This is a genomic window from Pseudomonas sp. MYb2 (assembly GCF_002979955.1).
GTDB lineage: Bacteria > Pseudomonadota > Gammaproteobacteria > Pseudomonadales > Pseudomonadaceae > Aquipseudomonas.
On record NZ_PCQC01000005.1, the window covers coordinates 36,099 to 49,499 of the forward strand.

Annotated in this window: 13 protein-coding genes; 9 read left to right on the forward strand and 4 right to left on the reverse strand. The window is 62.8% G+C overall.

Annotated elements, in window-relative coordinates; all coding sequences use genetic code 11:
• Positions 1–31 precede the first annotated feature (31 nt).
• From cobJ to cobG, 4 genes are read right to left on the reverse strand one after another with little or no spacing between them, the layout of a single operon-like run.
• A complete protein-coding gene (gene cobJ, locus CQ009_RS09525; protein ID WP_105705794.1) occupies positions 32–1,732 on the reverse strand; it encodes a precorrin-3B C(17)-methyltransferase in 1,701 nt (566 codons plus the stop codon).
• Positions 1,732–2,466: a precorrin-2 C(20)-methyltransferase gene (locus CQ009_RS09530; protein WP_371920125.1), complete on the reverse strand. Its 735-nt coding sequence runs from the start codon at positions 2,464–2,466 to the stop codon at positions 1,732–1,734. The genes cobJ and CQ009_RS09530 overlap by 1 nt, the downstream gene beginning before the upstream one ends.
• Entirely contained in the window at positions 2,463–3,089 is a 627-nt protein-coding gene (locus tag CQ009_RS09535) for a precorrin-8X methylmutase (protein WP_064388739.1), read from the reverse strand. The genes CQ009_RS09530 and CQ009_RS09535 overlap by 4 nt, the downstream gene beginning before the upstream one ends.
• Complete coding sequence (gene cobG / locus CQ009_RS09540) at positions 3,082–4,380, reverse strand: precorrin-3B synthase (RefSeq protein WP_305889163.1); 1,299 nt, start codon at positions 4,378–4,380, stop codon at positions 3,082–3,084. The genes CQ009_RS09535 and cobG overlap by 8 nt, the downstream gene beginning before the upstream one ends.
• A 132-nt stretch (positions 4,381–4,512) precedes the next feature.
• Between cobG and cbiE the strand changes: the two genes are divergently transcribed.
• The 9 genes from cbiE to CQ009_RS09585 all read left to right on the forward strand — a co-directional run bounded on the left by cbiE (position 4,513) and on the right by CQ009_RS09585 (position 13,325).
• Positions 4,513–5,724, forward strand: coding sequence for a precorrin-6y C5,15-methyltransferase (decarboxylating) subunit CbiE (gene cbiE / locus CQ009_RS09545; RefSeq protein WP_105705798.1), 1,212 nt, complete (start codon positions 4,513–4,515; stop codon positions 5,722–5,724).
• Positions 5,717–6,814: a cobalt-precorrin-5B (C(1))-methyltransferase gene (locus CQ009_RS09550; protein WP_105705800.1), complete on the forward strand. Its 1,098-nt coding sequence runs from the start codon at positions 5,717–5,719 to the stop codon at positions 6,812–6,814. Before cbiE ends, CQ009_RS09550 begins: the two co-directional genes overlap by 8 nt.
• The gene (locus CQ009_RS09555) at positions 6,811–7,539 is read left to right on the forward strand and encodes a cobalt-precorrin-6A reductase (RefSeq protein WP_105705802.1); all 729 of its coding nucleotides are present in this window, start codon (positions 6,811–6,813) and stop codon (positions 7,537–7,539) included. Before CQ009_RS09550 ends, CQ009_RS09555 begins: the two co-directional genes overlap by 4 nt.
• Before the next feature lie 341 nt (positions 7,540–7,880).
• Positions 7,881–8,192, forward strand: coding sequence for a hypothetical protein (locus tag CQ009_RS09560; protein WP_064388729.1), 312 nt, complete (start codon positions 7,881–7,883; stop codon positions 8,190–8,192).
• A 47-nt stretch (positions 8,193–8,239) separates the two neighbouring features.
• A complete protein-coding gene (locus CQ009_RS09565) occupies positions 8,240–8,638 on the forward strand; it encodes a DUF2946 domain-containing protein (protein WP_105705804.1) in 399 nt (132 codons plus the stop codon).
• A gap of 47 nt (positions 8,639–8,685) precedes the next feature.
• On the forward strand, positions 8,686–9,165 hold the full coding sequence (locus tag CQ009_RS09570; protein ID WP_105705807.1) for a copper chaperone PCu(A)C: 480 nt from the start codon (positions 8,686–8,688) through the stop codon (positions 9,163–9,165).
• Positions 9,166–9,186: 21 nt separating this feature from the next.
• The gene (locus tag CQ009_RS09575) at positions 9,187–9,639 is read left to right on the forward strand and encodes a DUF2946 domain-containing protein (protein WP_105705809.1); all 453 of its coding nucleotides are present in this window, start codon (positions 9,187–9,189) and stop codon (positions 9,637–9,639) included.
• Between the two features lie 85 nt (positions 9,640–9,724).
• Entirely contained in the window at positions 9,725–11,845 is a 2,121-nt protein-coding gene (locus tag CQ009_RS09580) for a TonB-dependent copper receptor (protein WP_105705811.1), read from the forward strand.
• A 100-nt stretch (positions 11,846–11,945) separates the two neighbouring features.
• A complete protein-coding gene (locus CQ009_RS09585; RefSeq protein WP_105705813.1) occupies positions 11,946–13,325 on the forward strand; it encodes a PepSY domain-containing protein in 1,380 nt (459 codons plus the stop codon).
• Positions 13,326–13,401: the final 76 nt, after the last annotated feature.

Here is a 13,401-nt window from a genome sequence, read left to right on the forward strand (position 1 = left end):
TGGCGAGGGAGCCAACTCCCTCGCCAACTGCTCAGGACAGCGGTTTTTCGCCGTACCAGCGCGGTGTGTACACCCACTCGCCACCTTCAGCCTTGGGGAAGGTACAAGTGGTCGAGGAGCCAATCAGCACCATGGTGCGCATGTCCACCTGGTCCGGGGTCAATTGCCCGAGCGTCGTAACCCGCAGGGTTTGCCCCGGTCGACCGATGTCGCGTCCTAGCACTACCGGTGTTGCGGCGACACGATGTCGCGCGACAATTTCCAGGGCGCGCCCCAGTTGCCATGGACGCGCTCGCGAAATCGGATTGTAGAAGGCCAGCGCCAGATCGGCCTCGGCGGCGAGGTCCAGGCGCTTTTCGATGATCGACCACGGTTTGAGGTTGTCCGACAGCGACATCACGCAGAAGTCATGCCCCAGCGGTGCACCCGCCTGCGCCGCCGTCGCGAGCGAGGCCGAGACACCCGGGAGGATTTCCAGATCGACGCGGTGCCACGCCGGGTCGTCCGACTCGTGCAGAGCCTCAAGCACTGCAGCGGCCATGGCGAACACGCCGGGATCACCCGAAGACACCACGATCACTGAACGGCCCTCGGCCGCCAGCCGGAAGGCATGTCGCGCGCGCTGCATCTCTTCGCGGTTGTCGGTGCAGTGTTGCACCTGATCGTCGCGGAACGGGCCAGCCATACGCACATAGGTTTCGTAGCCGAGCACATCGGTGGCTCGCGCCAGTTCGGCTTTTACCGCTGGCACCATCAATTCGGCAGCGCCCGGGCCGAGGCCGATGACGGCCAGACGACCGCGCGGGTGGCCGATGCTCGAAACATCCAAGGGCTGTTCGCCAATCACCATCGCCAGGTGGTTGGCGTTGACGACCCGGGCCTGAGGCAGCGCAGTCTGCGCCAGCGCAACAACGTCAGCTGGCGCCGCGACAAAGCGCAGCGGCACACCGAGTTCAAGCGCCGCTTCACGCAAATGCGCCGAAGCCATTTCGCTGTCGGCCGCCACCAGGCACGCCAACGATTGCACGGCGACTTTGGCCTGTTGCAACGCCGTACGAACGGCGTTTGGCAGATCCGCCACCTCGGCAACTACCGCTACCGCAACACTGCGCGGATAGATCAGCAACTCATCAGCACTCGCTGCACGCTCGGCACTGCCGACATGGATCGAGCGCTGCGCCTGCGGATCTTCCGCCAACTGCGCCTGATCCAGCCACGGCGCCGCGCCTTCAATGCGCACGCTATGCCCGGCCAGCAGATCCGAGACAAAGCGCTTGCCCAGTTCCAGATCGCCCAGCGCGTAACCTTCGGGAGGATTGAGCAGGCACGTGCCGAAGCGCAGTTCACCACTGGTGGTAATCGCCGCCGCCACATTCAGCCCGGCAGCGATCTTGCGGGCCATGGTGTTCACGCCACCGAGGCCACCGAGCAGCGGCACCACCGCGCTGCCGTCTTCAGCAACCGCGAGTACTGCAGGTTCGGCGCCCTTCTCCAGCAGCAACGGCGCCAGGGTTCGAATGATAATGCCTGCCGCGCACAGGGCGATGATCGGCGTGTCCTGTTGATACAACTCACGCAGGGTTGCGCCGAACTCCTGATACGTGCGGTCGGCACCTTCAACGCGCCCGGCGAGACCATGGATCAGCGCCGTCGGATACAGCTGTCGAATATTGCGCGCAGTGGCCAGCGCGCCCTGTCCGAGGATGACAATGGCCGGTGTCGATTGAGTCATCAGCCTTGCCACCGTTCGCCCGGGACGATAATCAGCGAGAAGTACGGCGAAGACATCGGCTCGACCTGATCCAGCGGCACAATCTTCTGATTGGCCATCGTCGCGCGCTCGACATACAGCGCGCGTTCAGCGAGGCCAAGTTCTTCCAGTACCGCACGGACCTTGGGAAAGTTGCGTCCAAGCTTCATGATCACCGCCGCGTCGGCATCGGCCAGACGCCGCTTCAGATCGTCATGCGGCAACACACCGGAGAGCACTGACAGGCTCTGATTGCGATACACCAGCGGCGCACCGAGCACCGATGCACCACCCAGCATCGAGCACACGCCCGGCACCACTTGCGCTTCGTAACGCGTGGCGAGGCGGTCATGCAAATACATGTAGGAGCCGTAGAAGAACGGATCGCCCTCGCAGATCACCGCGACATCGCGCCCGGCGTCCAGATGGGTCGCGACCTCTTCGGCCGCGTCGTCGTAGAAGTCACTGATCACCTGCTCGTAGGACAGCGGTGCCGGCAGCACTTCAGTGGTCACCGGGTACACCAGCGGCAGCAGATTCTGCGCATCCTGCAAGTGCGCCTCGATGATGCCGAAGGCGTTGCCCTTCTTGCCCTTGGCGACGAAGTACGCCACCACCGGCGATTCGCGCAGCAGGCGCAGGGCCTTCACGGTAATCAGCTCTGGATCACCAGGGCCGACACCAAGACCGATCAAACGTCCTTTTACCTGCATCATTCGATCTCCGTGGCGAGAGCATTCACTGCAGCGGCGGCCATGGCACTACCGCCAAGACGGCCTTGCATGATCACAAACGGCACGCCACGACTGTCCGCCGCCAGCGCCGCTTTCGACTCCGCAGCACCGACAAAGCCCACCGGAAAACCGAGGATCAGCGCTGGTTTCGGTGCGCCGGCATCGAGCATTTCCAGCAGATAGAACAGCGCGGTCGGCGCGTTGCCGATCACCACCACGCTGCCTTCCAGGTGTGGACGCCACAGTTCCAGCGCCGCCGCCGAGCGGGTATTGCCCAACTCCCGCGCCAGTTCCGGCACGCTGTCGTCGCGCAGGGTGCAGATCACCTCGTTGTTGGCCGGCAGACGCGCACGCGTCACGCCCTCGGAGACCATCCGCGCATCACAGAGAATCGGCGCACCGGCGGCCAGCGCATCGCGCCCGGCCTTGCCCGCGCCTGCGGAAAACTGCAGACCGTCGACCGCCTCGACCATGCCGCAGGCGTGGATTACCCGCACCGCGAGTTTTTCCAGGTCGGCCGGGATGCGCGCCAGATTGGCCTCGCTGCGAATGATCGCGAAGGAATTGCGATAGATCTCCTGACCGTCGCGAATGTAATCAAGCATCAAGGGGGCTCCGTGAGCGGGCGTCGAGCAGGGTCGCGGCCACTTCAATAGTAAGGTTGCGTGCGTGCAGCGCGCCGAAACCCGGCAGCGTGGCATCGCGAAAATAGAGGTCGTAATGACCGGGACTGACGGCCAGCAACGTCACCGGGGCACAGTGCGCGGCGGCGCACGAGCGCGGGCAGCCGCTGAGGTGGACGTTGAGGGTCGAGGGCAGCAAGGTCGCCAGATGGCGGGCGTCCTGCTTGGTGTCGGCCAGGCCTTTGCCACAGCCATTGGAGCCGGTGCAGGCGATCAGGCGTGCAAGGGGTTCGGCAGCGCGGGTCAACAGGTTCAGTTGCTCAAGACCTTCCAGCACCTTAGCCGCGTCGCTTGCTTTGACATCCGGCACCAGCAGGCTTTGCCAGGGTGTGAAACGCAGGCTGCCATTGCCGAACTGGCGGGCCAGTTGCGCGGCCCCGCGCAGCATTGCCGGATCTAGACGGCCCAGCGCCGGCACTGCACCGATGTACAGCCGGCCCGGTGTATTTTGCCGATGAACGCCGATGTGCAGATCGTCCGCCACGGCTGTGCGCTGCCAGTGGCTGAGCGCCTTGATCGGCAAACGCCTGCCCAGTTGTTCGATAAATGCCGACAGCGGCAACTCGTCGAGCAAATGGCGCATGCGCGTCTGTTCGGGACGTGCCGACTCAAGAAACAATTCCAGCACCGCAACCACCAGCGCATGTCCGTGTTCCGGCGACACCGCGCCCAGTGCCCGATCCGTCGGGCATCCGGCCAGACCGAACGCCAGCAAGGTTTCACCGTCACGCTCGAACGCCGACAACCACAGGTCGTGGGGATGTTCGAGCATCGCAAGCGCTTCACCGCCATCGAGCTGCACGGCGAACTTGGCGCTCAACTCATGAAAGCGTGGATGGCTTTGCAAGGTGTCGAGGATCTGCCCGGCGAGGACGCGCGTGTCGATCTGCATCTGCCGATCAATCCCGGCAGCGGGGCTGAGCATCAGGTTGCGTACATCGTCACCGGCAGCCGTGCGCGGGCCGAGGCCGGCAGCGAGCAAACGCTCGATCAGCGCTGCAGATTGCTCACCGATCCCGCGAATCTGCAGATTGGCCCGGTTGGTCGCTTCAATGGCCCCGCCAGCAAACTGTTCGGCGGCATCAGCCACCGCCTCGGCCTGATCGGCGCTGATCGAACCGCCATTGAGCTTGATCCGGCAGATGCCGCCGTCCAGTGCCTGGACGATACGCAGCAACCCCGGGCAGGCCGAGGGGCGTAAAGCGGTGGACATCGGGCGTTCGTTCAAGGGGCTGACCGGCTGCGTGGGAAAGGCGCTTCGCGGGCGAAGGCGCGGTATTATGCCTGCTTTGTCCGCTGGCATGAAAAGTCTGCCCGTCGGAACGGCGTGTTTAGAGGAATATAGATGTCACCCTGGCTGACGGTAGTGGGAATCGGTGAAGACGGCTTCAAGGGCCTGGGCAAAAACGCCCGGCGTGCCCTGCTGGGCGCCTCGCGGATCGTCGGTGGTCAGCGCCAACTGGATTTGCTGCCGGTGTGTATTTGCGGTGAACGGCAATTGTGGCCGAGCCCGTTTTCCCTCGCGCCCGTGCTCGAACAGCGGGGCGAAGCGGTCTGCGTATTGGCCAGTGGTGACCCGATGTTCTACGGCGTCGGTGCCAGCCTCGCCCGTCAGGTGCCGAGCGACGAGATGCTGATCCTGCCGGCGCCGTCGTCCTGTTCGCTGGCCGCTGCCCGCCTCGGCTGGCCGTTGCAGGAGGTGGTGACGCTATCGTTGGTAGCCCGACCACTGGCCGCGCTCAATGCGCAGTTGTTCAGCGGTGTACGCCTTTTGCTGTTGAGCAACGACGGCCAGAGTCCGGCGGCTGTTGCGCAATTGCTCCGTGAGCGCGGATTTGGCTCGAGTCGCATGAGCGTGCTTGAGCATCTTGGCGGTGACGCCGAACGGCGCATCGACAGCACCGCCAATGCCTGGAATGCGACGTCGGTGGCCGACCTCAATGTCATCGCTATCGAATGTCTGGCCGACGTCGACGCCCCGCGCCTGTCACGTTTGGCCGGACTGCCGGATTCGGCATTCCAGCACGACGGCCAGTTGACCAAACGCGATGTGCGCGCCATCACCCTCGCCCGCCTCGCCCCGACCCCCGGCGAACTGCTCTGGGACGTCGGCGCCGGCAGCGGCTCGATCGGCATCGAGTGGATGCGCGCGCACCCGAGCTGCCGCGCCTTGGCCATCGAGGCCGACGAAGGTCGCCAGCAACTGATCGAACACAACCGCGATGCGCTGGGTGTACCCGGTCTGCAATTGATTCGCGGCAAGGCTCCGCAGGCTCTCGCCGGACTGGAGCGCCCGGATGCGATTTTCATCGGTGGCGGCGTCACCCGTGAGGGCGTGATCGAAACCTGCTGGGAACAGCTCAAACCCGGTGGCCGACTGGTCGCCAACGCAGTGACCCTGCAAAGCGAAGTGGCCCTGATGAACTGGCGCGAACGTTACGGCGGCGAGCTGACGCGCATCCATGTCGCCCAGGCGCAGCCGCTCGGCGAGTTCGATACCTGGCGCCAAGCGTTGCCAATCACTCTGCTCGATCTGGTCAAACCCCTCGATGCGTGACGAAACCGCCGAACAACCTGCGCCCCTGCGCAGCGGCCTGACCACCGGCAGCTGCGCCACCGCCACCAGCCTCGCCGCTGCGCGCCTGTTGCTCGGCGGGATTTCAGCCGATGCGGTGCAGATCGTGTTACCCAAAGGCAAGCAGGTGCAGATGCGCCTGGAATTCTGTCGTTTAACCGATGACGGCGCCGAGGCCGGGACGATCAAGGATGCCGGTGACGATCCCGACGTCACCCACGGTGCCCTGCTCTACTCGAGGGTGCGACTACTAAGCGAGCCGGGGATTCGCTTCAATGCTGGTGCCGGCGTAGGCACCGTGACTCGGCCGGGCTTGGTGCTGGGTGTCGGGGAACCGGCGATCAACCCGGTGCCACGCAAAATGATCAGCGATCACCTGACGCTGCTCGCCGCCGAGACCGGTTACGGCGGCGGCTTCGACGTCACGGTCAACGTCGAGGGCGGCGAAGCACTGGCGCTGAAAACCATGAACCCACGGCTGGGCATTCTCGGTGGATTATCTATCCTCGGCACCAGCGGCATCGTCCGGCCGTTTTCCTGTGCGGCTTACATCGCTTCGATTCATCAAGGCATCGACGTGGCGAAAACCAACGGTTATCTGCACATCGCCGCGTGCACCGGCAACGCCAGCGAAGACACCATGCGCCGGGTCTACGATCTGCCGGAAATCGCCCTGATCGAAATGGGCGATTTTGTCGGTGCAGTGCTCAAGCATCTGCGCAAAGTGCCTGTGGATAAACTCAGCCTGTGCGGCGGCTTCGGCAAGATCAGCAAACTGGCCGCCGGGCACATGGATCTGCACTCGCGGCATTCGAGTATCGACTTGCCGCAACTGGCGGAGTGGGCCGCTGCGATTGGCGCCGATGAGGCGTTGCAGCAAAGCATTCGCGAGGCCAATACCAGTCAGCAGGCGTTGGCGATGGCCAGTGCGGCGGGGATCGCCCTCGGTGATGAGGTGTGTCGTCACGCCCTGAAGTTTGCTCGCAGCGTGGTGCCCGCGCAGGTGCAGGTCGAGGTGTTTGCGATCGATCGTCAGGGCGGGATTGTCGGGCATGCCGGAGGTTTTGCATGAAGCGGATTTTGCTGCTCGGCGGCGTCACGGAAGCGCTGGCGATTGCTCGCACGCTGGGGCCGCAACATGTCTACAGCCTCGCCGGCGTTGGCCGGGTGCCAACTGATCTGACTTGTCAGGTGCGCGTTGGTGGCTACGGGGGCGCTGAAGGTCTGGCGCAATTCATTCGTGACGAAGGCATCGATCTGCTGCTCGACGCCACGCATCCCTATGCCGCACAGATCAGCCAGAACGCCGCGACCTCCGCGCGACTGGCCGACATCCCCTGCTGGGCTTTGCGCCGTCCGGCATGGCAACCGCAGCCCGGTGATGACTGGCGCGAAGTCAGCGACTGGGCCGAGTTGATCGCTGCCCTCAAGCCGTTTCGCCGACCGCTGTTCACCCTCGGCCGCGAACCGCTGCAACACCTCGATGAAATCCCCGCCGACCAGTTCTGGACCCTGCGCGCCCTCGACGTCTACCCGGGCAATGAACGCTGCGAAGTGATCGGTGCGCGGGGGCCGTTTCTGCTTGAGGATGAGCGCGCACTGTTCGAGCGGCGGCAGATCGATGTGCTGATCAGCAAGAACAGTGGCAGCGCCGCGACCGAGCCGAAGCTGGAAGTGGCGCGTGAGCGTGGGGTGCCGGTGCTGGTGTTGAAGCGGCCGGGGTTGCCGGGGGTTGATCGGGAGTTTGCCTCGGTCGACGAAATTCTCGCTGCCCTCGCGACCTTTAACCGTATCTGAAAATAAGCACAGATATCACGGCCGCCTGCGCCGGCAAGTCGAATCGTCGCACCGCCGCTCCCACTGGGTTCGCGGGGTAAACAGGCTATGTGGTTACCACCGACCAGTGTGGGAGCGAGCCTGCTCGCGAAGACGTCGGCAAAGTCTGCACATCATTGCCTGACCCACCGCTTTCGCGAGCAGGCTCGCTCCCACAATGTCACGGGCTCGGCCGGATATCTGACGTTAATCCTACAAACGCGCCGGACACTGCCCACAACAACTTAACGAATCAATGACTATCGGCAGCCAGCGTCCACCTCTACGCTCAACGTCTTTGATTCCGAGGGCTTACACATCCAATGTCAGAAAAATTCTCCCGTTTCGACGTCAAGGATTACCTAAAAACACCTGTCGATCTTAGCGAATACATCAAGGGCTGTGAGATCGAAGACTCAGGCGATGGGCAGCTCAACCGAGTAGCACTTCGAGACGTCAAGCAGACCATTCGTGCACGAATAGAAAGCGACTCGAATTTCGCCCAGGCAATGCGAATCGAAGCCGCTACACTCATTTATAACGGCGAAATCGAGCTGGGGCGCAGGCTTCTCAAGCTCTTGCAGGAAGCGCTGCGACACCAAACCGCACGACGCTTTTTTACTTATCGGCCCTGATCAGGCTAAATAGCCGCGCCTGATCGCCAACCCAATGGATCTGTCCCATGAACCGACACCGGCTAGCAATTGCCTGGATCGCCTGCTTTGCAGTGCTGTTCAACATGCTCGCCATGCCGATGACCGGGGCGATGGCGCAGGCGGCCAATTCACCGGCAGAACAATTGCTCTGGAGCAGTTTCTGCACCGGCAGCGGAACCAAGATGGTGGCGATCAACATCGGCACCACCGATCAAAAGGCCCCGAGCAACGACAATCATTCGAACATGCAGCATTGCTGGTGCTGCTCAGGCTCGGCGCCACTGGTGGCGCTGCCGGGGCATTCGCCGCAGCTGTATTTCGCCCGCTACGAAAGCAATCGCAGCGTCGCACCCGCCTTGCTGCAAGCACCCACGCCGCGCCAGCAATGGCCGAGTCTCAATCCCCGCGCCTCCCCTCTGGTTTGATTTGTTCGCGCAATTGCCTGCGTTTCAAATCGTTCTGGAGAACTGCCATGTTGAACAAACTCATCGTCGTCGCTGCGCTGCTGTTGCCGGCGTGCTTTGCCCATGCTCACGAATACAAGACGGGCGAGCTTGAAATCGCCCATCCGTGGTCGCAAGAGCTGCCGCCGAATGCGCCGACGGTCGCCGCCTATTTCATCATTCACAACGCCGGCAAGACGGACGATCGCCTGCTCAGCGTCGACTCGCCCATTGCCCCCGAAGCGCAACTGCACGAGCACGTCATGCAGGGCGATCTGATGAAGATGCAGCAAGTGCCGAGTGTGGAAATCCCGGCCGGCGGCAACGTGACATTCGCGCCGATGGCCTGGCACGTGATGCTGCTCAACCCGACCGATCGCAGCCTGCTCAGCGATGGCAAACGCTTCCCGCTGACGCTGCATTTCGAGAAGGCCGGTGACGTCACCGTCGAAGTCTCGGTGCAGAAGAAACCACCGGAAACCACGCAGGCCCACACGCACGCCCAGTAAGCCTTCCGGCAGACTCCGCCCATGCGCCCGCTGAGCGCCAGGCCCTCCCGGCAACGCCGTCAGACTCAACACCTGACCCGCGGCAGCTGGATCGCCCTGTTCGCCATGTTGATGATCTTCATCGGCCCACTGATTTCTCAGTCGATGCCGATGGATCAACACGCCTCGACATCGATACCGATGCCGATGAGCATGGACATGTCGATGGACATGCCGGGCATGGATCACAGCGGCCACGACGCCAAGCCCTCAGCCGAACACTGCCCGCCACAATCCTCGCACCACGTGCTGTGGGAAAAGTGCGGCTATTGCAGCCTGCTGTTCAATTGCCCGGCACTGACCGGCGGCGGCGATTTCGTCGCCTTCAACATCCCGCCGCTGAACACCTTCACCTCACCCTCCCCGCGCCTGGGCCATGCCCGGCAGACCTTCTTCCCCGGCGCCCGCACCCGCGCCCCGCCCGTCGCAGCGTAAACACCGCACCTCTGATTGCACACGGTTGAGAAGACAGCTTCAGGCTGCCGGCCGTGTCGTTTACGACTGTTTGATGGAAATTGTCATGTCCAGGTTTACTGCTGTTCCACGCTTGGGTTCTGCCCCGGCGTCCTTCGCTCTGAACGAATCGCGGGTTCGTTTCAGGCACGCTACCGCCGTCCTTTGCGGCGTCCTGCTGTCACCGCTGGTACTGGCCGATGATCACGCCGGCCACAACGAAGAACTCAGTCCAACGGTGATCACCGCAATTGCGCCGAGCTCGCCACTGACCATCGTCACCAATCCAAAAGATCCGCGCCAACCGGTGCCGGCCAGTGACGGCGGTGATTATTTGAAGACCATTCCGGGCTTTGCGCTGGTTCGCAATGGCGGCACCAACGGCGATCCGGTACTGCGCGGCATGTTCGGCTCGCGTCTGAATATACTCACCAACGGCAGCATGATGCTTGGTGCCTGCCCGGGGCGGATGGACGCGCCGACCTCGTACATCTCGCCGGAAACCTACGACAAACTCACCGTGATCAAAGGCCCGCAAACCGTGCTTTACGGTCCGGGCGCATCAGCGGGCACGGTGCTGTTTGATCGCGAGCCGGAAAGCTTCGGCGAACTCGGTACCCGCGTGAACGCGAGCATTCTGGCCGGTTCCCACGGCCGCTTCGATAAGGTCGTCGACGCCGCTGCCGGTGGCCCGTTGGGTTACGTGCGCGTGATCGGCAACACCGCGCATTCCGACGATTACCGCGACGGCAACAACGACATCGTCGCCTCACGCTACGACAAGTGGAACGGCGACGTCGCGGTCGGCTGGACGCCGGATGCCGACACCCTGATCGAACTCACCGCCGGTAAGGGCGATGGTGAAGCACGCTACGCCGGGCGCGGCATGGATGGCTCGCAGTTCCTGCGTGAAAGCCTCGGCCTGCGTTTCGAGAAATCCAACATCACCGACGTGCTGGAGAAACTCGAAGCGCAGGTCTACTACAACTACGCCGACCACGTGATGGACAACTACACCCTGCGCACGCCGTCCGGCACCGGCATGATGGCGGGACCAATGGCGTCCAACGTCGACCGCCGCACCCTTGGCGCGAGAATCAAAGCCACCTGGCGCTGGGCCGATATTCAACTGATCACCGGCCTCGACGCGCAGACCAATGAACACCGCCAACGCAGCGGCATGGGCATCGACACCTACAAGAATCAGCCGTACAGCAAGGACGCCGACTTCCATAACTACGGCGTGTTTGGCGAAATGACCTGGTACGCCGCCGACCGTGATCGCCTGATCACTGGCGCCCGCGCCGACCGCGCTTCGGCCAAGGATTATCGGCAAACCACCGGTTCCGGAATGATGTCCCGCCCCAACCCGACCGCCGACGATAGCCGTGCCGACACCCTGCCCAGCGGTTTCATCCGCTACGAGCATGACCTGGCCGACAGCCCGACCACGCTTTATGCAGGCCTCGGCCATGCACAACGCTTCCCGGATTACTGGGAGCTGTTTTCGCCCAAGTCCGGCCCGGCCGGATCGCTCAATGCGTTCGATTCGATCAAACCGGAAAAGACCACCCAGTTCGATTTTGGCGTGAACTACAAGAGTGCTGAACTCGAAGCCTGGGCCTCGGGTTACATCGGCGTGGTACGCGATTACATCCTCTTCGACTACACGCCCGCAATGATGGGCATGAGCACCTCGCGCGCCGAGAACATCGACGCGCGAATCATGGGCGGTGAACTCGGTGCCGCGTACAGACTCACCGACCACTGGAAAGCCGATGCGACCCTGGCCTACGCCTGGGGCAAGAACAGCAGCGACGGCACGGCCCTGCCGCAAATGCCGCCACTGGATGCACGCTTCGGTCTGACCTATACCGAAGACAACTGGAGCGCTGGCGCACTGTGGAGGGTGGTTGCCGCGCAAAACCGCATCGACCAGAACAAGGGCAACGTGGTCGGCAAGGATTACGACAAGAGTTCGGGCTTCGGCGTGTTCTCACTCAACGGTGCCTATCGGATCAACAAACACTGGAAGGTCAGCAGCGGCGTCGACAACCTGTTCGGCAAGGCTTACGCCGAACACCTGAACCTGGCGGGCAACGCCGGATTCGGCTACCCGGCCAACGACCCGCAAGCGATCAATGAACCGGGGCGCACGCTCTGGACCAAGGTCGACATGAGTTTCTAACAAGAAAAGTCAAAAGATCGCAGCCCGCATGTACCCCTGTAGGAGCTGCCGAAGGCTGCGATCTCTTGATCTAAAAAATTCGCCCAGCGGAGCACACGTGATGAAACAGCCCAAACCGAATTTCTACAACCTGGCCTGGCGTTGGCATTTTTACGCCGGCCTGTTCGTCGCCCCGTTCATGGTGATGCTGGCCCTGACCGGCATCATTTACCTGTTCAAACCGCAACTCGATTCACTGATGTACAGCAGCCTGCTCAACGTCCCTGTCGGCCATCACAGCGTCCCGGCCGATGACTTGCTGCAACGGGTAAAAAGCGCTTATCCACAAGGCCAGGTCACCCAATACCTGCCGCCGGTCAACGCCGAACGCAGCGCACAGTTTGTGGTGAAGAATGCGGGGCAGGAACTCAACATCTTCGTCGACCCGTACCACGGTGACATCCTCGGCGAGCAGGATGCCAAGCAAAATCTGCAAGCCATCGCCCGGGCGATTCACGGTGAATTGATGATCGGCACTGTCGGTGACCGTCTCATCGAAATGGCCGCCGGCTGGGGCGTGGTGCTGGTGGTGTCCGGCCTGTTCCTGTGGTGGCCGCGCGGCCAGGCTGCGGGCATTTTGTGGCCCCGGCTGAACAGTCGCGGTCGCGTATTGTGGCGTGATCTGCACGCGGTCACCGGGTTCTGGGGCGCGACATTGCTGCTGGTGATGCTGCTCAGCGGCATGACCTGGACCGGTTTCTGGGGCAAGCAATATGCGCAAGTGTGGAACGTGTTCCCGGCGGCGATGTGGGACAACGTACCGACCTCCGACGTCGAAGCGCGCAGCCTCAACACCGCCACGCGGCAGACCGTGCCATGGGCGATGGAAAACACGCCGATGCCGATGTCCGGCGACCACGCCGAACACATGGCGCACGGTGCAGCCAACGCCGGCCCCGCAGCACCCACCATCAGCCTGCAAGACGTGCAGAACATTGCCACCCAGCGCAAAGTCGAACCGGGCTACAGCATCACCCTGCCGACCACCGCTACCGGTGTGTTCACCATCGCCGTGTTCGCCGATGACCCGCGCAACGATGCCACCCTGCATGTCGATCAGTACACCGGCAAAGTCCTCGCCGATGTGCGTTTCGAACAATACGGCACCGTCGCCCGCGCCACTGAGATCGGTGTGATGCTCCACGAGGGCAAGATGTTCGGCACCTTCAACCAGATCGTCGTGCTGCTGATCTGTCTGATGATTCTGCTCAGCGCCGTCAGCGGTGTGGTGATCTGGTGGAAGCGTCGGCCACAGGGCAAATTCGGCGTACCGCCGCTGCGCCATGACTTGCCGAAATGGAAAACCGGCGTGGTGATCATGTTGGCACTGGCGGTGGTGTTTCCGCTGGTGGGGGCTTCACTTGTAGTGGTGTGGTTGTTGGATCGACTGTTGCTGTCGCGACTGGGTGGGCAAACCGAGTCGGCCTCGACCTCTACCTGATAGCGCCCCGCTCTTCTTCAAAACCAATCCCGTGCGGGCTGTCCCACACGGGATTTTTTTTGCGCCCCAATCTGGC